This is a genomic window from Streptomyces cavernae (genome assembly GCF_004023625.1).
GTDB classification, from domain to species: domain Bacteria; phylum Actinomycetota; class Actinomycetes; order Streptomycetales; family Streptomycetaceae; genus Streptomyces; species Streptomyces cavernae.
On the sequence record NZ_RPDJ01000068.1, the window covers coordinates 1 to 22,738 of the forward strand.

Annotated in this window: 23 protein-coding genes and 1 pseudogene; 9 read left to right on the forward strand and 15 right to left on the reverse strand. The window is 70.8% G+C overall.

The window, feature by feature from the left end; genetic code table 11:
• Both EF387_RS43675 and EF387_RS43680 read right to left on the reverse strand, forming a co-directional pair.
• A pseudogene (locus tag EF387_RS43675) lies at positions 1 to 128 on the reverse strand (glutamine synthetase); the annotation flags it as partial.
• A 190-nt stretch (positions 129 to 318) separates the two neighbouring features.
• Positions 319 to 780, reverse strand: coding sequence for a MarR family winged helix-turn-helix transcriptional regulator (locus EF387_RS43680; RefSeq protein WP_162467336.1), 462 nt, complete (start codon positions 778 to 780; stop codon positions 319 to 321).
• A 149-nt stretch (positions 781 to 929) separates the two neighbouring features.
• Here EF387_RS43680 and EF387_RS43685 point away from each other — a divergent pair, with 149 nt between their 5' ends.
• Positions 930 to 1,811, forward strand: coding sequence for an alpha/beta fold hydrolase (locus EF387_RS43685; protein WP_420802698.1), 882 nt, complete (start codon positions 930 to 932; stop codon positions 1,809 to 1,811).
• 47 nt (positions 1,812 to 1,858) lie between these two features.
• On the opposite strand, the gene EF387_RS43690 is transcribed toward EF387_RS43685, so the two are convergent.
• Together EF387_RS43690 and EF387_RS43695 are read right to left on the reverse strand one after the other, a co-directional pair.
• A complete protein-coding gene (locus EF387_RS43690) occupies positions 1,859 to 2,566 on the reverse strand; it encodes an RlpA-like double-psi beta-barrel domain-containing protein (protein WP_128382161.1) in 708 nt (235 codons plus the stop codon).
• A gap of 184 nt (positions 2,567 to 2,750) precedes the next feature.
• Positions 2,751 to 3,110 carry an arsenate reductase family protein gene (locus tag EF387_RS43695; RefSeq protein ID WP_128382162.1) on the reverse strand — a complete coding sequence of 120 codons (360 nt, stop codon included), beginning with the start codon at positions 3,108 to 3,110 and terminating at the stop codon, positions 2,751 to 2,753.
• A 164-nt stretch (positions 3,111 to 3,274) separates the two neighbouring features.
• Here EF387_RS43695 and EF387_RS43700 point away from each other — a divergent pair, with 164 nt between their 5' ends.
• Together EF387_RS43700 and EF387_RS43705 are read left to right on the forward strand one after the other, a co-directional pair.
• Positions 3,275 to 3,583: a hypothetical protein gene (locus EF387_RS43700; RefSeq protein WP_128382163.1), complete on the forward strand. Its 309-nt coding sequence runs from the start codon at positions 3,275 to 3,277 to the stop codon at positions 3,581 to 3,583.
• A 470-nt stretch (positions 3,584 to 4,053) separates the two neighbouring features.
• Complete coding sequence (locus EF387_RS43705) at positions 4,054 to 4,704, forward strand: DUF4360 domain-containing protein (protein WP_128382164.1); 651 nt, start codon at positions 4,054 to 4,056, stop codon at positions 4,702 to 4,704.
• Positions 4,705 to 4,792: 88 nt separating this feature from the next.
• Here EF387_RS43705 and pspAB read toward each other — a convergent pair whose 3' ends face one another.
• The 3 genes from pspAB to glnA form a co-directional block, all read right to left on the reverse strand.
• A complete protein-coding gene (gene pspAB, locus EF387_RS43710; RefSeq protein WP_128382165.1) occupies positions 4,793 to 5,371 on the reverse strand; it encodes a PspA-associated protein PspAB in 579 nt (192 codons plus the stop codon).
• A 2-nt stretch (positions 5,372 to 5,373) separates the two neighbouring features.
• Complete coding sequence (gene htpX / locus EF387_RS43715) at positions 5,374 to 6,294, reverse strand: zinc metalloprotease HtpX (RefSeq protein ID WP_128382166.1); 921 nt, start codon at positions 6,292 to 6,294, stop codon at positions 5,374 to 5,376.
• A 223-nt stretch (positions 6,295 to 6,517) separates the two neighbouring features.
• Complete coding sequence (gene glnA, locus EF387_RS43720) at positions 6,518 to 7,927, reverse strand: type I glutamate--ammonia ligase (protein ID WP_128382167.1); 1,410 nt, start codon at positions 7,925 to 7,927, stop codon at positions 6,518 to 6,520.
• Between the two features lie 199 nt (positions 7,928 to 8,126).
• Here glnA and EF387_RS43725 point away from each other — a divergent pair, with 199 nt between their 5' ends.
• A complete protein-coding gene (locus tag EF387_RS43725) occupies positions 8,127 to 8,594 on the forward strand; it encodes an RDD family protein (RefSeq protein WP_128382168.1) in 468 nt (155 codons plus the stop codon).
• A 370-nt stretch (positions 8,595 to 8,964) separates the two neighbouring features.
• Here the strand turns inward: EF387_RS43725 and EF387_RS43730 are convergent, their stop codons facing one another.
• From EF387_RS43730 to lipB, 4 genes are all read right to left on the reverse strand, one after another.
• Positions 8,965 to 9,666 (reverse strand): DUF4191 domain-containing protein, encoded by a 702-nt coding sequence (locus tag EF387_RS43730; protein ID WP_128382169.1) that lies wholly within the window; start codon positions 9,664 to 9,666, stop codon positions 8,965 to 8,967.
• Between the two features lie 78 nt (positions 9,667 to 9,744).
• The gene (locus EF387_RS43735; RefSeq protein ID WP_128382170.1) at positions 9,745 to 9,948 is read right to left on the reverse strand and encodes an SCO2195 family GlnR-regulated protein; all 204 of its coding nucleotides are present in this window, start codon (positions 9,946 to 9,948) and stop codon (positions 9,745 to 9,747) included.
• Positions 9,949 to 10,451: 503 nt separating this feature from the next.
• The gene (lipA, locus tag EF387_RS43740) at positions 10,452 to 11,441 is read right to left on the reverse strand and encodes a lipoyl synthase (RefSeq protein ID WP_128382171.1); all 990 of its coding nucleotides are present in this window, start codon (positions 11,439 to 11,441) and stop codon (positions 10,452 to 10,454) included.
• Between the two features lie 137 nt (positions 11,442 to 11,578).
• Positions 11,579 to 12,376: a lipoyl(octanoyl) transferase LipB gene (gene lipB, locus EF387_RS43745; RefSeq protein ID WP_128382172.1), complete on the reverse strand. Its 798-nt coding sequence runs from the start codon at positions 12,374 to 12,376 to the stop codon at positions 11,579 to 11,581.
• Positions 12,377 to 12,630: 254 nt separating this feature from the next.
• Between lipB and EF387_RS43750 the strand changes: the two genes are divergently transcribed.
• The gene (locus EF387_RS43750; protein WP_128382173.1) at positions 12,631 to 14,076 is read left to right on the forward strand and encodes an NsdA family TPR-like regulatory protein; all 1,446 of its coding nucleotides are present in this window, start codon (positions 12,631 to 12,633) and stop codon (positions 14,074 to 14,076) included.
• 511 nt (positions 14,077 to 14,587) lie between these two features.
• Here EF387_RS43750 and EF387_RS43760 read toward each other — a convergent pair.
• Complete coding sequence (locus tag EF387_RS43760; RefSeq protein ID WP_128382174.1) at positions 14,588 to 15,901, reverse strand: NAD(P)/FAD-dependent oxidoreductase; 1,314 nt, start codon at positions 15,899 to 15,901, stop codon at positions 14,588 to 14,590.
• 208 nt (positions 15,902 to 16,109) lie between these two features.
• The gene (locus EF387_RS43765; RefSeq protein WP_162467337.1) at positions 16,110 to 17,030 is read right to left on the reverse strand and encodes a TIGR01777 family oxidoreductase; all 921 of its coding nucleotides are present in this window, start codon (positions 17,028 to 17,030) and stop codon (positions 16,110 to 16,112) included.
• Positions 17,031 to 17,091: 61 nt separating this feature from the next.
• Between EF387_RS43765 and EF387_RS43770 the strand changes: the two genes are divergently transcribed.
• Positions 17,092 to 17,580 carry a GNAT family N-acetyltransferase gene (locus tag EF387_RS43770; RefSeq protein ID WP_202918568.1) on the forward strand — a complete coding sequence of 163 codons (489 nt, stop codon included), beginning with the start codon at positions 17,092 to 17,094 and terminating at the stop codon, positions 17,578 to 17,580.
• Positions 17,581 to 17,708: 128 nt separating this feature from the next.
• Here EF387_RS43770 and EF387_RS43775 read toward each other — a convergent pair whose 3' ends face one another.
• On the reverse strand, positions 17,709 to 18,893 hold the full coding sequence (locus tag EF387_RS43775; RefSeq protein ID WP_128382177.1) for a MarP family serine protease: 1,185 nt from the start codon (positions 18,891 to 18,893) through the stop codon (positions 17,709 to 17,711).
• A 1,056-nt stretch (positions 18,894 to 19,949) separates the two neighbouring features.
• Here EF387_RS43775 and EF387_RS43780 point away from each other — a divergent pair.
• Positions 19,950 to 20,840: a peptidoglycan recognition protein family protein gene (locus tag EF387_RS43780; RefSeq protein WP_420802699.1), complete on the forward strand. Its 891-nt coding sequence runs from the start codon at positions 19,950 to 19,952 to the stop codon at positions 20,838 to 20,840.
• Positions 20,837 to 21,163 carry a hypothetical protein gene (locus tag EF387_RS47775; protein WP_202918569.1) on the forward strand — a complete coding sequence of 109 codons (327 nt, stop codon included), beginning with the start codon at positions 20,837 to 20,839 and terminating at the stop codon, positions 21,161 to 21,163. Before EF387_RS43780 ends, EF387_RS47775 begins: the two co-directional genes overlap by 4 nt.
• Here EF387_RS47775 and EF387_RS43790 read toward each other — a convergent pair.
• The gene (locus tag EF387_RS43790) at positions 21,130 to 21,648 is read right to left on the reverse strand and encodes a DUF4240 domain-containing protein (protein WP_162467338.1); all 519 of its coding nucleotides are present in this window, start codon (positions 21,646 to 21,648) and stop codon (positions 21,130 to 21,132) included. The two genes, EF387_RS47775 and EF387_RS43790, sit on opposite strands and share 34 nt — an antisense overlap.
• A 158-nt stretch (positions 21,649 to 21,806) precedes the next feature.
• Here EF387_RS43790 and EF387_RS43795 point away from each other — a divergent pair, with 158 nt between their 5' ends.
• On the forward strand, positions 21,807 to 22,724 hold the full coding sequence (locus EF387_RS43795; protein ID WP_128382180.1) for an SDR family oxidoreductase: 918 nt from the start codon (positions 21,807 to 21,809) through the stop codon (positions 22,722 to 22,724).
• Positions 22,725 to 22,738 lie beyond the last annotated feature (14 nt).

Below are 22,738 nucleotides of genomic sequence, written 5' to 3' on the forward strand. Positions count from 1 at the left end.
GACCCGTCGAAGCCCCAGATCGGGAGCTCGGCACCCTTCGCGTCGTCGGCCAGGATCTTCGTCTTCGAACGGAGCTTGGCCGTCGGCTCGGTGCCGTCGATCCAGATGTACTCAGCCTTGAAGGTCACGGGTCTCTTCCTTCGTGTCTCCGGGCGCACTGCGGGTGCGGCGTTGCGGCAGTCGGGATTGCCGCTGGTATCGGTCGGAAGCCTGTCAACAGGCGATTTCCCGATCATTGCCCGACTGTGAACCCCGTGTTACCTGGTGCGACTACGCGGCACGGCGTCCTGTGAGGTGACGGGCGGTGCCTCATGAGGCTCACCCGGCACCGGCCGCCGCCTCGCGCACCCCGGTGAGAAACCTGTGCACGGCCGACCGCTCGCGCTCGTCGAAGCCCTCCAGCAACTCCACGGTCCGGTCGATCAACGGTCCGAAGAAGTCCTGACCCAGAGCGATCGCCCGCTCGTCCACCTCGATGAGCACCCGCCGCCGGTCCCGCTCGTCCCGCGCCCGGCGGACGTGCCCGAGCCGCTCCAGCCGGTCGACGAGCGCGGTGGTCCCGGCGGAGTTGAGACCGAGCTCCGAGCCCAGCCGCCCGGCGGTCATGTCCCGGCCCGCGCGGGCCGCGTCCATCAGCGAGATCAGCGCACGCACGTCCGTCGGATGCATACCGTAGCGGCCGGCGAACCGGGTGCTGTGCAGGCCGAGTTCGACGGCCACCGCGCGCAGCAGATGGACGATCTCCATTTCCCGTTCGTGTTCCCGTTCGTGGTCCTGCATGCCCGTCCTCTGTCTATTATCTCGCCTAGCAATCATCTCGCCGAGCGAGATAATAAGCCCAAGGCCGAAGGAGTGGTTTCGCTGTGCGGTTCCGCGGTCCCGGAAGCGTGGGGGTCCAAGTAGTCGAGGGGCGTGAGGAGGCGGGGGAGTTGACGCGGCGTGGCGGTTCGCAGGGTGTGGCGGGGGACGCGGGGTGTGAGCGGTTCTTCGAGGCGTACGACGAGGTCGTGGGCGCGTGGCCCGAGGGCACCGAGCAGCTCACCGTGCCCACACCCTTCGGTGACACGCATGTGAACGCCTGCGGGCCCCAGGCCGGTCCGCCGCTGGTGCTGCTCCCCGGAGGCGGCGCGACCTCGGCGTCCTGGTTCGCGAACGCCGGAGCCCTCTCCCGCACCCACCGGGTGTACGCGGTGGACCTGGTGGGTGACCCGGGCCGCAGTGTGCCGGGCGACCGGCCGCCGCGTACGGTGGCCGATCTGACGGCCTGGCTCGACGCGCTGCTGACCGGACTGGGTGTCCCGGCCGCGACGGACCTGGCGGGCCATTCCTACGGGGGCTGGATCGCCCTCCACTTCGCCCTGCACGCTCCCCGTCGCGTACGCCGTCTCGTGCTGGTCGATCCCACCCAGTGCTTCGCCGGATACCGGCCGGCCTATCTGCTGCGCGCACTTCCGATGCTGCTACGGCCCTCCGCCCGCCGCACCCGCGCCTTCCTGGAGTGGGAGACCGGCGGAGCACCGCTGAACCCCGGCTGGCTGCGGCTGCAGGAGGCCGCGGCCGGATTCCCCTCGGCACGGCCGGTCACCGGTCCCCGGCCGGCCGCCGACGCGCTGCGCACGCTCGATGTGCCGGTCCTGCTGCTCCTGGCCCGGAACAGCAGGACGCATGATGCGCACCGGGTGGCGGCACGGGCCGCCGAGTTGCTGCCGCGCGTGAGCGTCCGCGTCCTCCCGGACGCCTCGCACCACGCGCTGCCGCACACGTCGCCCGGCGAACTGAACCGCCGTACGGCCGAGTTCCTGAGCGGCTGACGCCGCCACCCGTCACATCAAGGGGTGTTGCGTTCTGCAGGCCGATCTCAACCCACCTTTTCTATCCGTGCGTTACGGATCAGGAACTTCCCCGGCTCGCGGACCTCCTCGAAGGCGGCGTTGTTGAGCAGGGCGCAGCTGCCGGAGGTCGAGGTGACCTCCACAGTGATGGACTTGTCGTTGTCCAGGTTGGTCACCTTCAGCCGGGTGCCCGCGGGGAACTGATTGCTGGACGCGGCAGGAGCGCCGGCCTCGCCGGAGAGAGTGACCGTCGAGCCGACGCAGACCTGCTCGCCGGTGGCCGCGGCACCGTCCGCGGCGCTCCCCGCCGCGGCTCCGGCTCCGGCGGGCGCGCTCGCCGACGCGCTCGGTGCGGTGGAGGCGGCGCCACCCGCGGCAGCGCCGCCGGCGTCACCCGCCGCGCCTCCGGCGCCCGCTCCGGCGCCGGCGTTCTGCGCGGACTCCCCGACCTCGCACCCGGAGGCTTCCTGCTTGCGCTCGATCTCGGCGATCACGGCCTCCCGGTTGGCGATCCGCGCCTCGGAGAGCGCGTCCGGGTTGGCCCGCTGGCCGTCGATGAACTTCTGGTTGTTGCCGAGCGCGGTGGCCAGCCCCTGGCAGACCGTCGAATCGCCCGCGACCGAGGCCGCGTTCGAGGTGGCCGCGAGGGTGAAGGCCCCGCCGCCGGCCACGGCTACGGCGCCGACCAGCAGGGCGACCTTCTTCTTCGTGCCGAGTGTTCTCCTGCGAGACATGCGCGCCTCCTGTCCCCGGTCGCGCCCAGGGCGACCGGACAATGGCGGTCCCCCGCCGGTCAGGGTCAAGGCGGGGGAACGTACGTCCACTCGTACGAGAATTCCGGTCAAGTTACTCGACAGTTACAGGAGTAACCCCAAGTAACTTGCGTCACACGGATGTTGTGAGGGGCAGAGGTGCGCCTCACCGCGACAAGGCGTCCCGTACCGCCTCGTCCGTGCGGGCCACCACCGCCGTGCCGTCGTCCGCCGTGATGATCGGACGTTGGATCAGTTTCGGATGGGCTGCCAGGGCGGTGATCCAGCGGTCTCGTGAACCGGCGTCCCGGGGCCAGTCCTTGAGGCCGAGGTCCTTCGCGGCCGGCTCCTGGGGCCGGGTGATGTCCCACGGTTCGAGGCCGAGGCGGTCGAGCACCGCGCGGATCTCGTCCTCGGTCGGCACGTCCTCCAGGTAGCGGCGGACCGTGTACTCGGCCCCCTCCTCGTCGAGCAGACGGATGGCGCTGCGGCACTTGGAACAGGCCGGGTTGATCCAGATCTCCATGGTCGAACACGGTACGCGAAACTCGTGCGTACGCTGCCGTCACATAGCGCTCAACAGCCCTGTGGCCAGCGGCTTTTGTCAGTGGTCGGCAGTAGAATAGAAGCAGTGTTCGAGGGTGCGGCCGGAGATCCCGGAGGCGCCCTGACCGCGACAGGAGGATGCCCGTGCCCGCTGCCGCACTCAAGCCGTTGCCCACCCAGTCCACGTCCAAGAGGCCGGTCCTGCTCGACCTGCCGTACGCCCCCGTCGAGAAGCGTCCGCTTCCGCCCGGCCGTCCGCGGGAGTGGTACGTCTCGCACAACCGCCGGCTGAAGGCGATGCGGTTGGCGATCGCGCTGCTCGACTCCGGTGTGTACCTGCCGAACCAGGCCGGCAACGACAGGATCCGGGACACGGCCGAACTCATCGGCGTCCACCCGCCGTCCGACACCACGTGCCACATGGTGCGGGCGTTCATGCGCTACAGCCGCTGAGGCCGTCCGCGGTCGGTGCCGTCCACTCCGTGGGGGTGGGCGGCATCGGTGTGAATGGCCGGACTTCGCCCTAGCCGCGCCGCCCGTGGATCCATACGATTCGGTCGCTCCCGGGCTCACAGGTTCTTCACAGATCGGGAGCCGGTGTGTGTGGCGCGTTGTCATGCTCATGATTTCCGCATGACTTCTGCCTTGTCTTGCTGCAGAGCACGGCACCGCACGGCACCGCACGGCACCACGGCACGAAAGCGCACGGCAGGGAATCGCACGGCACTTCCTGCACTCCACTCACTGCACTGCACTGCTCGGCACCGCAAAAAACGCAACAAGCCCGGTGCTCCCGGGCCAATCCAACGCACTGGTCTGCGACGGTCCTCCGCCCATGCGGCGGTGGGCCGCACCCCCCAATTCACGGCGGTACGCATCCGCATCCGAACCGCCGGACCACCGAAGCAACGGATTGGAGAACCATGGCTGGTGGGCTGCTAGCGAGCGGCACGATCGCCGCTTTGTTCGCCACCGCACTACCCGCTCAGGCCTCGTCGTCCCCGTTCATCGACCCGCCCCCGGACAAGATCGTCATCAAGGTCGCCACGGTGAACGGGTCCGGTTGCCCGCAGGGCACGACGGCGGTCGCCGTCTCCCCGGACAACACCGCCTTCACGGTGACCTACAGCGACTATCTCGCCCAGGTCGGCGGCGGCGCCGCCCCCACCGCGTTCCGTAAGAACTGCCAGCTCAACCTGATCGTCCACGTACCGGGTGGGTTCACGTACGCCATCGCCAGCGCCGACTACCGGGGCTTCGCCTCACTGCAGCGCGGCGCGACCGCCACCCAGAAGGCCTCGTACTACTTCCAGGGTTCCCCGGACACGGCCGCCAGGACCCATCCGCTCAGCGGCCCCTACGAGGACAACTGGCAGGCCACCGACGAAACCGACTGGGCCCAACTTGTGTGGGCGCCCTGCGGTGTCGAGCGGAACTTCAACATCAACACCGAGCTGCGGGTCAACAAGGGCACGTCCCCGGCCAACAGCACCAGCTTCATGACCATGGACTCCACCGACGGTGACATCAGCACCAAGTACCACCTGGCCTGGAAGGAGTGCCCCGACAACTGACCAGCCCCGGACACCGGCCCCGGCGCACCGCCGGGGCCGGCGGGGGCCGCGGTCCGGCGGCACGGCCTATGGCAGGGGACCAGGGCCCTCACAGGCCGGGCGAGCCCCAGATCGGGAACCAGCGTCCCAGGTCCGGCTCGATCCTGAGGTCGTTCGCCAGCACGGCCCTGATCCGCAACTCCAGCGCGTTGTCCCGCTTCTCGTCGCCCTTCGGCGCGAACGGGTAGAACGTCCCCCGCTTGTACAGGTAGACAAGCCCCAGCCGACGGCCGTCCGGGTCCTCGAAACCCGCCACCGAGCACAGCAACTGCGGACCGAACCCGTTGATCTCCATCCCGCTGTTCACGGCGTGCAGATCGCTCACGAGCGCGGGCAGGTCGCCGGGGTCACGGCGCGAGACGAGCCACGAGTAGCCGTACTCGTCGCGAGTCAGCTCCACCGGTGGGCCGCTGCGGTCCGCGTCCGCGTCGAGCAGCGCCTGGACCTCCCGGTGGACCTCGGCGAACGCCTCGCCCTCCACCGTCGCGAAGCACACCGAGCCGCGCCCGGTCGGGGTGAACCCGGCGGCCGCCTGGAGCGTCACGGCCGCCGACGGCAGCGCGAACAGCTGGTCGAGGTCCGGTGTGACGGGCTTGCTGCGGCCCAGCAGGATGTCCAGCAGGCCCATGCTCAACCCGCCTTCCCCGGCGCCGCGGCCTCACCGAGTTCCATGGAGATCCGGCCCAGTTGGTCGAGGCGCTGCTCGAGGCTCGGATGGGTGGAGAAGAGCCGGCCCAGACCGGGGTTCCTGCCGAGCGCGGGAGTGAAGTAGAAGGCGTTGAAGGCCTGTGCCGTCCGCAGGTCCTTGGTCGGGATGCGGGCGATCTCCCCGTCCAGCTTCGTCAGCGCGGACGCGAGCGCCGAGGGCCGCCCGGTGAGATGGGCACCGGCCCGGTCCGCGGCCAGCTCCCGGTACCTGGACAACGCCCGGATGAGCAGGAAGCTGAGCGCGTACACGGCGGCGGACACCGCCATGACCGCCGCGAGGACCGCGGCCGTGTTCTGGTCCCTGCGTCCCTGGCCGAAAAGCTGGGAGTAGAAGACGAACCGGACGATCAGCCCCGCGATCACCCCGAGGAACGAGGCGATGGTGATCACGGCGACGTCCTTGTGCGTCACATGCGACAGCTCGTGCGCGAGCACACCCTCCAGCTCGTCGGGCTCCAGCCGGCGCAGCAGTCCCTTGGTCACGCACACGACCGCGTGATCGGAGTTGCGTCCGGTGGCGAACGCGTTGGGCATGTCCAGATCGGAGACGGCCACCACGGGCTTGGGGATGTCGGCGGTCGCCGCGAGCCGGTCGATGACGCCGTGCAGCTGCGGATACTCCTCACGCTCGACGACCCGGCCGCGCATCGCGTACAGCGCGATCCGGTCGGAGAACCAGTACTGCGCGCCGAGCAGGCCTGCCGCGATCACCACGACCAGCACCCAGGACTTCAGCAGCACGATCAAGACGGCGACGAACGCCACATACAGCAGACCGAGCAGGAACATCGTGATCCCGATCCGCATGGTCAACCGCCGGTCGGCCCGGAAGCGATTCTGCATCTTCCATCACCCCGCACATCAGGCACTCGTCCCAGCTCCATTGTGCGCCCGTGGCATGAAGCGAACGGGAATGAACGGGTTTGGATCTGGTTCGGATCCGGTTGGGATCAGGTTCTGTTCAGGTTCGGATGAGGCAAAGAGAACGGCATGGCGGACGCGGCGAGGGCCGCCATCCCGAGTACGGGATGACGGCCCTCGCTGTGGCCGCTGCGGAGAGCGCCGATCACACGTCGAAGTAGAGCTCGAACTCGTGCGGGTGCGGACGCAGCTGGAGCGGAGCGATCTCGTTGGTGCGCTTGTAGTCGATCCACGTCTCGATCAGGTCGGACGTGAACACGTCGCCCTGGAGGAGGAACTCGTGGTCGGCCTCGAGGGAGTCGAGGACGGCCGGGAGCGAAGTCGGGACCTGCGGGACGCCCGCGTGCTCCTCGGGGGCGAGCTCGTAGAGGTCCTTGTCGATCGGCTCGGCCGGCTCGATCTTGTTCTTGATGCCGTCCAGGCCGGCCAGCAGCAGCGCCGAGAAGGCCAGGTACGGGTTGCCGGAGGAGTCCGGGGCGCGGAACTCCACGCGCTTGGCCTTCGGGTTCGAGCCGGTGATCGGGATACGCATGGCCGCGGAGCGGTTGCGCTGCGAGTACACCAGGTTGACCGGGGCCTCGAAGCCGGGCACCAGGCGGTGGTAGGAGTTCACCGTCGGGTTGGTGAAGGCCAGCAGTGACGGGGCGTGCTTGAGGATGCCGCCGATGTAGTAGCGGGCGGTGTCCGACAGGCCCGCGTAGCCCTGCTCGTCGTAGAACAGCGGGGAGCCGCCCGACCACAGGGACTGGTGGACGTGCATGCCCGAGCCGTTGTCACCGAAGATCGGCTTCGGCATGAAGGTCGCCGTCTTGCCGTTCTTCCACGCCACGTTCTTCACGATGTACTTGAAGAGCTGGAGGTCGTCGGCGGCGGCCAGCAGCGTGTTGAACTTGTAGTTGATCTCGGCCTGGCCGGCGGTGCCCACCTCGTGGTGCTGGCGCTCGACCTGCAGGCCGGCCCTGTTCAGCTCGAGGGAGATCTCGGCACGCAGGTCGGCGAAGTGGTCGACCGGCGGGACCGGGAAGTAACCGCCCTTGTAGCGGACCTTGTAACCCCGGTTGTCCTCCAGCGCGCCGGTGTTCCACGCGCCGGCCTCGGAGTCGATCTCGTAGAAGGCGCCGTTGGCCTTCGTCTCGAAGCGGGCCGAGTCGAACACGTAGAACTCGGCCTCCGGGCCGAAGTACGCGGTGTCGGCGATGCCGGTCGACGCGAGGTAGGCCTCGGCCTTCTTCGCCACGTTGCGCGGGTCACGGGAGTACTGCTCGCCCGTGATCGGGTCGTGGATGAAGAAGTTGATGTTCAGGGTCTTGTCACGGCGGAAGGGGTCGACACGGGCCGTCGACAGGTCCGCGCGCAGCGCCATGTCGGACTCGTGAATGGCCTGGAAACCGCGGATCGAGGACCCGTCGAAGGCCAGCTGCTCGTCCGGGTCGAACGCCTCGACCGGCACCGTGAAGTGCTGCATAACACCCGGCAGGTCGCAGAACCGGACGTCGACGAACTTGACGTCCTTGTCCGCGATGAACTTCTTGGCCTCGTCGGCGTTCTGGAACATCCAGCTCCTCCTACTCCCGTCCGTTCAAGGCCGGGGTGGTAGTTCGTTCGTGCGGCCAGTGCGGTGGCACACGCTGACCCCGACCATAGGGACGCGTGGTTTCTCGAGCGTGACCCATTTGTTTCGCTCAAGTTAACCAGCTCCTGTCCGACCTGCCCCACCTGTGGGGATGCGGAGAGGCGGGCAGTACGGTGGTCTGGTGGACAAGAGGCAAGCAATCGGATCGTGGCTCTCCGGCCCCCGCGCGGCCGCCGAGGATGCGGGAATCGACTTCGGTTACCGGGGGCAGCAGTTGGGTCTGCCCGAGTCCGGTCCGGGCTCCATCGCCCGCCCCGGCCGACGGCTCGGCGCACTCGCCGTGGACTGGGGTCTGTGCCTCTTGATCGCATACGGCCTCATCACTGACGGCTACCACCAGTCGACGAGCAACTGGGCCCTGCTCATCTTCTTCGTGCTCTCCGTCCTCACGGTCGGTACGGTCGGCTTCACTCCGGGCAAGCGCCTGCTCGGTCTCCGGGTGGTCACGGAGGACACCGGCACGGTCGCCCCGCTGCGCGTCCTCGTCCGCACGGCTCTGCTCTGCCTGGCGCTCCCCGCGCTGATCTGGGACCGGGACGGCAGGGGGTTGCACGACCGCTTGGCGCGGACGGTGGAAGTCCGGATCTGACGGTCGCCGGCGCCGACCCCGGAGGGGCCGGGCTTCGCGTGTCAGGGGCCGCGGTGTCAGGGACGCGGGGGTACTGCGCGATCGGCCACGGACGGCCCGCAGTCGCCGGGTCGGTTGCGGGGGCAACCCCGCGGGCGGTGCAGGGGGAGGGGTAGGCGGCAGCGGCGGCAGGCGATAGCGGCAGCGGCGGCAGTGGATAGCGGCGGCGGCAGGCAACAGCGGCAGCGGCAGGCAACAGCGGCAGCGGCAGGCAACAGCGGCAAGGGCGGCGGTACCGCGCCGGGTGCGGGCGCCGACCCGCGGGGACACCCGGCGAAGGGCCCCGGAACCTGACGGTTCCGGGGCCCTCACTGCTCAGCCCAGCGGCGCGCTACCGCATCTTGGGGCCACCCCGAGGCATCCGCATCCCCTTCGGCATGGGGCCCTTCGGCAGTGGCATGTTGCTCATGAGGTCGCCCATCGCGCGCAGCCGGTCGTTGGTCGCGGTGACCTGGGGGCCGGTCAGCACACGCGGGTACTTCAGCAGCGTGGTGCGCAGTTTCTTCAGTTCGACCTGGCCGTCGCCGGTGCCCACCACCACGTCGTGCACGGGCACGTCCGCGACGATCCGGGCCATCTTCTTCTTCTCGGCGGCCAGCAGGCTCTTCACCCGGTTCGGGTTGCCCTCGGCGACCAGCACGATGCCGGCCTTGCCGACCGCGCGGTGCACCACGTCCTGGCTGCGGTTCATCGCCACCGCGGGGGTCGTCGTCCAGCCCCGGCCGATGTTGTCCAGGACCGCCGCGGCGGCGCCCGGCTGGCCTTCCATCTGACCGAAAGCGGCCCGCTCGGCCCGGCGTCCGAAGACGATCGCCATCGCGAGGAAGGCGAGCAGGAAGCCGAGGATGCCGAGATAGATCGGGTGACCGATCAAGAACCCGATCGCGAGGAAGACACCAAGGGTGACGATTCCGACAGCCGCGAGTACAAGACCGATCTTGGGGTCGGCCCTGCGGGTCATCTTGTAGGTCAGGGCGATCTGCTTGAGTCGCCCGGGGTTCGCAGCGTCCGCTGCGGATTCCTTCCTCGCCATGGCAGGAAGTCTACGTGCCCCCGGAAGCGGGGACGACGGCGCGGTGGCCGCGGGTCACGACGGACCCGTGGGGGCGGGTCACGACAGACGCGTGACCGCGGCCTCCTCGAGTACGCGCTGGGCCTCGACCCGGTCCTTGGCGCGGCGGCGGTCCTCCAGGACGGAGGTCCAGGCGTTGCGACGGGCGGTGCGCTGGCCACTGCTCATCAGCAGCGACTCGACAGCGCGGAGTGCATCGGTGAACGACGGGATGGCGGTGGCGCGAACGGGCGCGGCCTGCATGGCGGAGGTCCCCCCTTGGGAGTGGCACTGGCTAAGGGTGTACGTGGTGTAAGACCAGAGTCACTGTTTGGTGTTACCAGGGCGTGACTGACCGGTCAAACACGAATGAAGCCTTGAATTGGCACCTCAAAACGCACAAGAAGCCCTGATGGTGGCTCTCATCTGCGGAGATCCCGGGTACGGGATCGTCTCGGCCATTACTGGGCAGTAGGTTCTTGTGCGCAGATTCACACGGTCGGCCGCACGTTCGCGTTGCCGACTGACCTGCTCACCTACGGACTGGCCTGCTTCGGGACAGCACGTCGAAACGGCGTCGGCCCGGCAGGGAAGCCGGGTCGGCGCCGCCTTGCGATGGCCGTCGTTCTGGCCGCCGACCGTGCCCGTGGTGCTGCATCGCGGGCTGTCGCAAACGGACGGGAGGGCCCTCGACGAGTCGTGGTCGAGGGTCCTCCCTGTGTCCCGAGGAAGGCCGTGAGAAGGCCGTCCTCATACCGAGCTCAGACTCAGACCGCCTGCGATGCGATTTGTGCGGCGCCCGGCTGGGGAGCGGCTGAATGGCGCTGTTCGATGGCCATCCGGTAGAGCCGTCCGGCGCGGTAAGAGGAGCGCACCAGCGGGCCGGACATCACACCGGAGAAGCCGATCTGCTCGGCCTCCTCCTTCAGCTCCACGAACTCCTGCGGCTTGACCCAGCGCTCCACGGGGTGGTGGCGCACGGAGGGGCGCAGGTACTGGGTGATGGTCACCAGCTCGCAGCCCGCGTCGTGCAGCTGCCGGAGTGCCTCGCTGGTCTCCTCGCGGGTCTCGCCCATGCCGAGGATCAGGTTCGACTTGGTGACCAGGCCGTAGTCGCGGGCCGCGGTGAGGACCTTCAGGGAGCGCTCGTAGCGGAAGCCGGGGCGGATCCGCTTGAAGATCCGGGGAACCGTCTCGACGTTGTGCGCGAAGACCTCGGGGCGCGCGGCGAAGACCTCTTCGAGCAGCTCCGGAACGGCGTTGAAGTCGGGGGCGAGGAGCTCGACCTTGGTGTGCCCGCCCTCGCGGCCGGCGGTCTGCTGGTGGATCTGGCGGACGGTCTCCGCGTACAGCCAGGCGCCGCCGTCCTCCAGGTCGTCGCGGGCGACACCGGTGATGGTGGCGTAGTTCAGGTCCATCGTGACGACGGACTCGCCCACGCGGCGCGGCTCGTCGCGGTCGAGTGCCTCGGGCTTGCCGGTGTCGATCTGGCAGAAGTCGCAGCGCCGGGTGCACTGGTCGCCGCCGATGAGGAAGGTGGCCTCGCGGTCCTCCCAGCACTCGTAGATGTTGGGGCAGCCGGCTTCCTGGCAGACCGTGTGCAGCCCCTCGCTCTTCACGAGGCTCTGCATCTTGGTGTACTCGGGGCCCATTTTCGCCCGGGTCTTGATCCACTCGGGCTTGCGCTCGATGGGGGTCTGGCTGTTGCGGACCTCCAGGCGCAGCAACTTGCGTCCGTCGGGTGCGACTGCGGACACGTCCGGCTCCCTACAACTTCGATTCGTCGGCGTACACCAGCGTACGCCCGTGCGTTTTCGGGCCTCTCCTGCCCTGTCCTCGGGCAACCTTCGGGTACGGGAGGCCATTCCTCCTCCGTTCGGAGGGGGCGAAAACGCTATGCGGTCGCCCGCTCGACCTCTCGCGGCTTCAGCTCCGCGTTCTCCAGCACCTCCTGCAGATGCCGCTCGACGACCGGCAGCACCTCGTCGATCGTCACCTCCCGGCCGAGCTCGGCAGCCAGGGAGGCGACACCCGCGTCCCGGATGCCGCACGGGATGATGCGGTCGAACCACGTCATGTCGGGGTTCACGTTGAACGAGAAGCCGTGCATGGTGACACCCTTGGCCACCCGGATGCCGATCTGGGCGATCTTGCGGTCCTCGCGGCGCTGCCCGGCGTTGGACGGGGCGTACTCGGGACCGTTCATCCGCGGGTCGAACTCCTCGTCGCGGATACGGGGGTCGAAGTCCAGGGACAGTCCGCCGAGGGGCGGGCGCTGCTCGACGGGGTCGCCGAGGACCCACACCCCGCTGCGGCCCTCCACGCGCGTGGTCTCGAGGCCGAACTCCGCGCACGTGCGGATCAGGGCCTCCTCCAGCCGTCGTACGTGCGCCACAACGTCCACCGGACGCGGCAGCTTCATGATCGGATAGCCCACGAGCTGACCGGGGCCGTGCCAGGTGATCTTGCCGCCGCGGTCCACGTCGACGACCGGGGTGCCGTCCAGGGGGCGCTCGTTGTCAGCCGTGCGCCGGCCCGCGGTGTAGACGGGCGGGTGCTCCAGGAGCAGACAGGTGTCGGGGATCTCGTCGGCGAAGCGCGCCGCGTGCACCCGGCGCTGCTCGTCCCAGGCCTCCCGGTATTCGACCGCGTCCGCACCGAAGCCCATCCGGACGAACCGCAACTCACTCACGGCAAGCGCCTCCCTCGAAACCCTCGTAAGGCGCTACCGGCGCCCACGCCACTATACGTCCGGCGTGCTCCCGCCGGTCCCGTCAGCCCCGCAGCCAATCCTCACACGATCGGATGAATGGATGTCGAAGTGTGTGATCGGCTACTTACGCTCCGCTACATTCACGCCGTTCACGAGGCCATAAGGGCTGCTCACAGGCAATCCGGGCGCGCTCGGGAAAAAACGCGCCCAGAAGGCAGGAGACCGCACCGCAGATGACGGAACGACCCGCGCAGCGCACCCCCAACCGACAGCTCGCCGCGCTCATCGCAGAAGCGGGGTTCTCCAACGCGGGGCTCGCCCGTCGAGTGGACCAACTCGGGCTCGAACACGGCCTGGACCTCAGATACGACAAGACGTCCGTGACGCGCTGGCTGCGCGGCCAGCAGCCCCGCGGCACCACCCCGGCGCTGATCGCCGAGGTCTTCACCCGTCGCCTGGGGCGCAGGCTCACCGCACAGGATCTCGGGCTCGACGCGTGCGCCCCCGTGTACGCGGGGCTCGAGTTCGCCGCGACCCCCGAAGAAGCCGTCGACATCGTCAGCGGTCTGTGGCGCAAGGACTCCGGCAGCCATGCCGAGCTGCGCAAGATCGCCTTCACCCCGGCCGGGCTGGTCGTGCCCAGCCGGGACTGGCTCATCGGGCGCGCCGACGACCGGGTGGGCCGGGGCGAGCCGGCGCCGGGCGCACGCGTGCCCGCCCAGGGGCGCCCGGTCGCCGTGCCCCGGCAGCGCGCCCAGACCGAACGCGGCCCGGGCCAGAAGGTCACCGGCGGCGACATCGCGGCGCTGCGCTCGGTCGGCGAGCTCTTCCGCGCCCTCGACAACGCCTACGGCGGCGGCCACGCCCGGCAGGCCCTCGTCCGCTACCTCGAACACGAGGCCGAGCCGATGCTGCGGGGCACCTACGGCGAGCAGACCGGCCGCCGCCTCTTCGCCGCCGCCGCGGACCTCACCCGGCTCGCCGGCTGGACCTCGTACGACATCGCCGCCCATGGCCTCGCCCAGCGCTACTTCGTGCAAGCACTGCGGCTCGCCCAGGCGGCCGGAGACCGGGCCTACGGCGCGTATGTGCTGGTGACCATGAGCCGGCAGGCGGTCTACCTGGGGCACGGCCGCGAGGCCGTGCAACTGGCACGGGTCGCGCAGCAGGGGGTCGGCTCCTCCGCGCCGCCCGTGGTGCAGGCGCTGCTGCACTCCGCCGAGGCGCGGGGGCACGGGGTGCTCGGTGAGGTGCGGGCCTGCACGGCCTCGCTGGTGCGGGCCGAGCGGGCGCTCGAGACCGCCAAGCCCGGCGACGAGGTCCCCTACTGGGCGCGGTTCTTCGACGACGCGCAGCTCGCCGACGAGTTCGGCCACTGCCACCGGGACCTGCAGCAGTTCCGCGCGGCGGCCCAGCACGCCGAGCGGTCGCTGCAACTGCGGGCGCCCGGGTACGCCCGCAGCCGGCTGTTCTGCCGTGTCGTGCTCGCCACCGCCCGGCTCGGGCTCGGCGAGCTCGACCAGGCCTGCCAGCTGGGGGCGGAGGCGGCGGGACAGGCGGCGGAGATGCGGTCGGTGCGGGCGGTGGAGTACGTGCGGGACTTCGAGCGGCGGTTGGAGCCTTATCGGGATGCGGCGCCCGTGCGGGGTTATCGGGACCGGGTGGCTGCGTTGGGGTAGTCCTTGGGCGGAGGCTTGGGCCTGGTGCTCCTGCTGTCGGTTGTCGGGCTTGGGCCTGGTGCTCCTGCTGTCGGTTGTCGGGCTTGGGCCTGGTGCTCCTGCTGTCGGTTGTCGGGCTTGGGCCCGGTGCTCCTGCTGAGTTTTCAGGTTGGGGCGTGGGCGTCTGCTGGTGGGTGGTGGCGGGTGCGCCTGTTGCCGGTGGCTGGGTCGGGGCCGCGCCGGATTCTCCGTCCTCGGTCTGGCGGGATACATGTCGCACGGAGGTGCCGACTGGTCCGACCGCCAGCCGCTGCGGGCGGAGAATCCGGCGCACCCCCTTCCGTCGGATGGCGGCTGCCGACCGGTGGGGATACGCGCCCCTACACGCCTACAGGGGCGCGGGGAACTGCCCCGATCAGCCACGTCCCCCCGGATCCGAGAAAACCAGCCCGGGGGCGGGCCCTGGTCGCGGCCGGTGGGGCCGAGTCCCCAGGGGTGCGGGTGGTGGGACCGGCTGACTCGCCCGAGGCGCCTACGCCGCGGCCTGGACTGGTTCCTCTGTGGTGGGGGCTTGGCCTCCTATGTCTGCCAGGGCTGCTCGGGCTGCCCTGCGGGCCGAGTGGAGGGCTCCCTGTACCGAGTTCGTGTCGCGGTGGTCGCCGCAGACGTACAGGCCGGACAGGAGGCGGACCGGGCGGTGTGGGTCGTAGGGCGGGGGCATCGTGGGAACGGCCTCGGGGTCGTGGTGGGCCGTCAGGAGTTCCCAGTGGGACGTGGACGTGCCGTAGAGGCGGGAAAGGTGGCGGCGGACGGTCTCGTCCAGGTGGGGTGGTGGGGGGCCCAGGACCGTGGAGGAGATCAGTGCACGGCCGGCGGGGGCTCGCGTCGGGTCGATCTGGCTCGTTACCGCCGTGTGGGCGACGGGGCCGACGCGGTCCGCGTCCAGGAGAAGGGACGGATCGGTGAGCGGTGGCTCGTCGGCCGTGTGGTGGACCACCGTGACCTGGTGGAAGGTGGGCACACGCAGCCCCGGCAGCAGTTCGGCGGCGGCTCGGGCGCCAGTGGCCAGGATGACCGCGCGGCAGTGGAAAGTGCCGTGCGCCTCGGTCCGGACCGAGGTCGTGGAGATCGCGGTGGCCCTCACGCCCGTGTGCACCGTGCCCGGTGGCAGCGCGTTCGCGAGCAATTCGGGCATCGTGTCCGCGCCCCCCTCCGGGAGACAGAGCCGGCCCGAGACGAAGGCGTGCAGTGCGCGGTCCGCGCCGCGGCCGGCCGTGATCAGCTCGGGGTCGCAGAGCAGGGCTGCCAACAGGGGGCGCAGAAAGCCGTCGACGGTGCGCGGCGGCAAACCCCGTGCCGCGAGGTCCTCGGCGGTCGAGAGTTCGGGGCGGGCGGGCAGTCGCCGAACCGGGGTTCCGGTCAGCCGGGCGAGGGCCGGTACCCGGCGGGTCCGGTCCGGTGGCCCGCCGCGCGGATTCCGGGGGGCGCTCGTGAGGGCGCGTACGGCTGTCAGTGCGCCCCTCGCGCTCCGAGGGCGGGCGGGCTCCCCGGCCCGGTGGCGGTGGCCGCCACTGTGTACGAGGACGCCCGGCGCGAACGGGCGCAGGACGAGCTGTTCCAGTCCCGGGGTGCGGTGCAGTTCCGGGTAGGCGGTGGACAGCGGCCGGCCGATCCGGTCCAGCCGGAAACCGTCCACCTTCTCCGTCGCCATACGACCGCCCACGCACGGGGCGGCCTCCAGGACAACGGTCGTTACACCTGCCCTGGTCAGATGAGCGGCTGCGGCGAGCCCCGCGATCCCCGCTCCCACCACGACGACGTCCGCTCGATACGCACGGTCCAGCACGTGCCCCTCCTCAGGGTGCGGCCGGTGGGGTCCCGCCCCAACAGCGCAGTGAAATACCCGAGTTCGGGTCGAGGGTTGGGGACCCGGACGGCCGGGACAAGGGGCGCGCCGACGGGCACGGTCGCACACGGGGCTCAGGGCGGACGCCCCGCCGGAGCCGCGGGGAGCCGGGACGCACGGGGCCCGGGGACGGGGGGCGTACGACGGCTCAGGGGCGTAGCGCCGCGCGCAGTGTCTCCTCGATGCCCGGGAAGGCGAAGACGAAGCCCGACTCCAGCAGACGGGCGGGCAGTACCCGCTGGCCCCGCAGGACGTCGCCGGCCATTTCGCCGAGGGCCAGCCGCAGCGCCGGCGCGGGCGCTGTGAAGAGGGTGGGGCGGTGCAGTACCCGGCCCATCGCCTCGGTGATCTCACGGTTGGTGAGGGGTTTCGGCGCCGTCAGGTTGAAGGCGCCGGACAGCGTCGCGTCGTCCATGAGGTGGCGGATCGCGGCCACCTCGTCGTGCAGGGCCACATAGCTCCAGTACTGGCGACCGTCGCCGAGCCGCCCGCCCAGGCCGGCCTTGAACAGCGGGAACAGGGTCTGCCAGGCGCCTCCCTCGCGGGACACCACCAGGCCCGTCCGCAGCAGGACCGTGCGCACACCCGCCTGCCTGGCGGGTTCGGCCGCCGCCTCCCACTCGACGCACAGGGACGGCAGAAAACCGTCCCCCGCGGGAGCCGTCTCGTCGACCGCGTTGTCGCCCGTCTCCCCGTAGATGCCGATCGCGCTGCCGTTCACGAACACCCGGGGCGGCGGGTCCAGCGCCGCGACGGCCGTGGCCAGGGTCCGGGTGCCGAGGACCCTGCTGTCGTGGATCCTGCGCTTGTACGCCTCCGTCCAGCGCCGCCCGGACACCGGGGCGCCGGCGAGGTTCACGACGGCCGCGCAGCCCTCCAGGGCGGCCGTGTCCACGTACAGCTCGGCGGGATCCCACCGGATCTCGTCCCCGGCCCGCGGCGGGCGGCGCACCAGCCGCACCACCTCGTAGCCGTCCTTGGCCAGCGATCGCGCCAGCGCGCCGCCGATCAGGCCGGACGCACCGGCGACGGCGATTCTGGAACCCGGCTCCGGAACGGAATCGACCATTGGTCCATCCTGCCCGAAAATCCCTGACCAAGGGCGGTAAGTCAGCAGTACGGTGATCGTCATGCCGGATCCGTACGTACGCATCGCCACCCCGGACGACGACGAGGCGCTCGGCCGCCTGGACCGGGCCGTCTGGTCCACCCTGCACGGCGTCGCGCCCCGCCCCGAGCCGCCCTACGCGCCGTTCTTCAGTGAGCGGTCCGTGCCCGGGAACCATCTGGTCGCCGAACTCGGGAGCCGGCTCGTCGGCTATGTCCGCCTGGGCCTGCCCACGTCCCTCGCCAGCAACGCGCATGTGCGGCAGATCCAGGGGCTGGCCGTGGCCGAGGACGCACGCGGACACGGAGTCGGGAGGGCGCTGCTGCGCGCCGCGCAGGAGGAGGCGCGGCGCCAGGGCGCGCGCCGCCTCACGCTACGGGTTCTCGGGCACAATGCGCCGGCCCGCGCGCTGTACGAGTCGGAGGGCTTCGTGGTCGAGGGCGTCCTGCCTGAGGAGTTCCTGCTGGACGGGAAGTACGTGGACGACGTGCTCATGGGCCGTGGGCTGTAGGCCTGTGGGGGCTGGGGGCTGGGGGCTGGGGGCTGGGGGCTGGGGGCTGGGGGCCGGGGGCCGGGGGCTGGGCCTGCTGGGGCCTGTTGAGGCTGTGGCACCTGTCCTGAAGCCACGCCCCGCGGCCTTCAGGAAGAGATCAGTTCACCCGTGTCCACCGGTGCGGTGGCCGTCGCCGCGCGTTCGGCGTCGGCCGCTATCTCGTCGATGGTGAGTACGTAGCCCGTCTCGTCGTCGGTGGTGGAGCGGGCGAAGACCATGCCGAAGACCTTGCCGTCCGTGGTCAGCAGCGGGCCGCCGGAGTTGCCGGGGCGCACCGTGGAGCGGATCGAGTAGATCTCGCGGGTGACGTTGTCCCGCCCGTAGATGTCCTGGCCGTTGGCGTCGATCTTGCTGGCGACGGTGGCCGCCTGCAGATCCAGGCCGCCGTTCTCCGGGTAGCCGGCCACCACCGCGGAGTCGCCGCGCTTGGCGCCACTGTCCAGGCTGAGTACGGGTGCCTCGAGGCCCGGTACGTCCAGCACCGCGATGTCGCGGTCGGGGTCGAAGAGCACCACGCGCGCCTCGTACGTGCGGCCCGTACCGCCCACCCGGACGGTGGGGTTGTCGATGCCCGCCACCACGTGCGCGTTGGTCATCACGTGCTCCCGCGCGTAGACGAAGCCGCTGCCCTCGCGACCCTGCGTGCCCACCGCGCCCTGGATCTTCACCGTGCTGACCTCGGCGGCGCGGGTCGCCGCCGGGGTGACGCTGTCACCGGAGGGGGCCGCCACGGCCGCCGTGGGTTCGTTCTCGAACGGATTGAAGACCTGCGGGAAGCCCGCCGACGTCAGAGCCGAGGTGGCGCGCGAGAACCACGCCGGGGTGGTGTCCGGCATGACGTTCTGCACGGCTCCCAGAAGGGACGAGTTCCGGATCGACTGGGTGATCAACGTCGACGACGAGGCGGCCAGGACGCTGGCGGCGACCCAGGCGACCACCAGGACGGCCAGGGAGTTGGCCACCGCGCCGCCCACCCCGTCGACCACCCGCAGTGGGCCGCGGTCCAGCTCCAGCCGCAGCCGCAGCGCCAGGCGGCCCGCCAGCTCGTGTGCGATCACGGCCGGGACCAGGACCGTCAGCACCGCCGTGATCGTCGCGCTGACCGTGCCCGGCGTCGCGAAGTTCATCACCCAGGGCAGTGCCCACACACCGATGACGGCACCGCCCACGAAGCCGGCCAGGGAGACACAGCCCGCGACCAGGCCGCGCCGGTAGCCGGACGCCGAGTAGGCCAGGATGACCAGCATCAGCAGGATGTCGAGCACGTCCACGGAGCCGCCTTTCTTCTTGGGTCCCCTAGTACGTGCGACGGAGTCCCAATGATCAGCACGCGCGCGTGGCCCACGGGTTTCGGCCACACGTGAGCCACGCGTGCGTGTACTGCTGAAACGCCTCCGGTCCGGGCGAAGGTTCCTCCGGGTGGCGTAACCCACATGGCGGAGTGCACGGGGCCGTTCGAGAGTGGGGCCATGCGTGGGTTCCGGACGCGGAGGGTTGCGGGGGCGGACCCTGGCGTCGGCGAACGGACCTCCCCCCGCCGGACGGGCACCGGCCCGGCGGGGTGGCTGCGGGGGATGTGGGCGCGGTGGCCGGCTTCGGCGGGTTCTTCGGGTTCCCGTGCCGCCGCAGGTTCCCGTGCTGCCGCAGGTCCCGGGGGCTCCGCGGGTTCCAGGGGGTCCGAGGGCTCCGAAGGCTCCGAAGGCTCGTTGGGTTCCTTGGGTTCGTCGGGTTCGTCTGGTTCTGGCCCTTCCACGGGTTCCTTCGGCGCTGGTGGTTCCTCGACGTCCTCGCGTTCCGCTGGTTCCTCGGGCGCGAGCCAGGAGCCGTCCCGAGAACCGCCACTCGGCCCCGGCACGCCGACCGTCGCGGGGCAGCCACCGTCCGTGCCGTCCGCGCCCTGCGAGCCACCCGAGCCGTCCGCGCAGCCCAAACCGTCCACTCAGTACTACGCGCCCGAGCCGTCCGACCCCGGGCCCCCACCCCGCCGGGGCGCTCAGGGCCTCTCGTCGGCGACCGCCGGGGGTTCCACGGGGGCGGAGCGGCCCGCACGCGTCCGTGTGCCCGGTGGCCGGGTGGCAGGGGCCACCCGGACCTGGCCGAAGGCCCTTCCGCGCGGGAACCGGAACGGGAGCCTCTACCCGGTGCGTGCGCCGCGCGGAGGCCGGGCGGGGGCCCGCAGACCCCAGCGCGTGCCGCATGCGCGGCGGCGTGGCGGCCTGCGGGGGCTGGAGCGGGGCAGGACGTCCGGGCCGCGTGCCCCCATGCATGGTGCGCGGCCGGGTCGAGCCGGCGGAACTTCATGGCCCGAGCGGCGTGCGGCGGGCGCGGTGGGCGGCGCGGGCGGGGCGCGGCGTGCGACGGGCTCGGTCGGTGGCGCGGGCGGGGCGCTGCGCGCGGGGCTCGGCTGGCTGCCGTGGGTACTGGCCGTCGTCGGACTCGTGCTGTGTGTGCCCGGAGCCGTGGGGGACCGGGAGGGCACGGGGCCACGGGCCGAACGTGAGCGTCCCGCGGCCGCGTACACCGCCCCCCGGCCCGTGATCGTGCCGCGTGAGCGGTGGGCGGAGCGTTCCGCGCCCCGGCCCCCGCCCCCGCGCTACGCCGACCGCGTCGTCGCCGTCTTCGTGCACCACACCGACTCGCCCAACGCGTACGACTGCGCGGACGTGCCCGCGATCATCCGGGGCCTGTACACGGGGCAGACCGAGCTCCAGCACTGGGACGACATCGGCTACAACTTCCTGGTCGACCGGTGCGGAACGATCTACGAGGGCCGGGCCGGTGGCATCGAGCGCGCGGTCGTCGGGGCGCACACCCAGGGGTTCAACCTCCGTACCGTCGGCATCGCGGCCATCGGCACCTTCACCGAAGGTGTGCCCGTCCCCAGGGCGCTGACCGAGGCCGTAGCCGCCCTGACCGCCTGGAAGCTGGGCCTGTCCGGCATCGATCCGCGCGGCACCGCCCGGCTGATCTCCAGCAACGGACTGAGCCGCTACGCCGCCGGCACCACCGCGCTGCTTCCGGCGGTCGCGGGCCACAACGCCGGCTTCCACACCAGTTGCCCCGGCGCCGCGCTCAAGGCCCGGCTCCCCGCGATCCGCGAGGCCGCAGCCCGGTTGCAGGGGCGGATCCCACAGAGTCACCGCAGCCGTCTCACAGCTTTCTCCGAGCCCCGGATCCTGCGGTCTGGGCACAGCCGAACCGGAGGTGGGGAAACATGAGCGGCCTGACCAACAGCAGCCCGACGAACAGCAGCAGGACGAGCCCGAAGAAGTCCTGGGTCGTCACCAGCCTGCGCGGCCCCTGGACGGTGGCGGTCACCGTGGCGACCGTGCTGCTCGGTCCGGCGGCGGTCACGGCCTCGGCCCTGGAACGGGCCAACGCGGCCCCACTGCACGCGGCCCCACTGCACGCGGCCGCCGAACAGGGATCCGGGAAAAGCTCGGACACCCCGCCCCGCCGGCCCAATCTCCAGCATCCCGAACCGACGGCCGCGGTCCTGCCGACCCGTCACACCCTGAAGCGCTCCCACAACTTCGGATAGCGCTCCGCCAGCACCTTGTCGTCCTCTAGGTCCAGCGGTGTGCCCTCCGGTTCGGAGGGTGCCGGCGGGATGCCGAGGTCGGCGGCGACCGTGCCGGTGAGCTGTTCGTAGGCCTCGTCGGCCGCGTACCCCAGCTCCTCGCCGTCGCCGTCCAGTTCCTCGTCGAAGTCCGTCAGCAGGGTGACGAGCTCGTCCGGGTCGTGCAGGGCGCCCTCGAACACCTCCCGTCCCTGCCCGATCAGCCAGCAGCGGAAGAAGTCGAAGGCGTCGTCACTGGCACCGTCGAGCAGCACCCACGCGGCCCCCCAGAGATCCCAGCGGTAGGCGCGGTTGAAACGGGACTCGAAGTGCCGGGCGAAGTCCAGCACCGCGTCGGGATCCAGCTGGACGAGGCGTTCGACGAGCAGGTCGGCCTGGTCCTCGGGATCGCCCTCGGCGCCCTCCCGGGTGGTGTCGATGAGCTCCCAGAACTCGGTCTCGTCCATCACGGGACCAGCATCGACCTTCGGACACTTCCACGCACGCCGAGTGATACGGATCGTTATCCGCGCACATGCCGACGGAAAACGCATCCGATCCGCCACGCCGACCCGGGACGGAAAGCCGGACAGAAGATGTCGGGTTTCGGCGGGACCATCGGAGCATGGACAACGCGAAGCCACTCCACGAGAAGATCGCCCTGGTAGCGGGTGCCACCCGGGGCGCAGGCCGCGCCATCGCCGTCGAACTGGGCCGGGCCGGCGCCACCGTCTACGTCACCGGCCGCACCACCCGTACCCGGGTGAGCGAGGTAGGCCGACCCACCGAAACCATCGAGGAGACCGCGGAACTGGTCGACGCGGCCGGCGGCACCGGGATCGCCGTGCCCACCGACCACCTCGAACGCGATCAGGTCCGCGCACTGGTCGAACGGATCGACCGCGAGCACGGGCGGCTCGACATCCTCGTCAACGACATCTGGGGCGGCAACCACCTGCTCGACTTCGACACCCGGATGTGGGACGTCGACCTGGAGCGCGGGATGCGGATGCTCGAGCTCGGCGTGAAGAGCCATATCATCACCGCGAGTCTGGCCCTGCCCCTCCTCGTACGCCGGCCGGGCGGGCTGGTCGTCGAGGTCACCGACGGCACGGCCGAGTCCAACAAGGGCTTCCGCGAGCACTTCTACTACGACCTCACGAAGAACGGCCTGATCCGGATGGCGTTCATCCTGGGCGAGGAACTCAAGAACGCCGACTGCGCGGCGGTCGCGGTCACCCCCGGTTTCATCCGCTCCGAGGAGATGCTGGACATCTTCAAGCTCACGGAGGACACCTGGCGCGACGGGATCGACAAGCAGCCCCACTGGGCGCTGTCCGAGTCGCCCGTCTACACCGGCCGGGCGGTCGTGGCACTCGCCGGCGACCCGGACCGTGCCCGCTTCAACGGACGCTCCCTCTCCAGCGGAGGCCTGGCCAAGGAGTACGGCTTCACCGACGCGGACGGCAGCCGCCCGGACGTGTGGGGCTTCATGGCGGCGGAGTCGGCCGGGGAGCGGCCGGAGGTGGCGGACTACCGGTGAACCGGTCGTAGCGC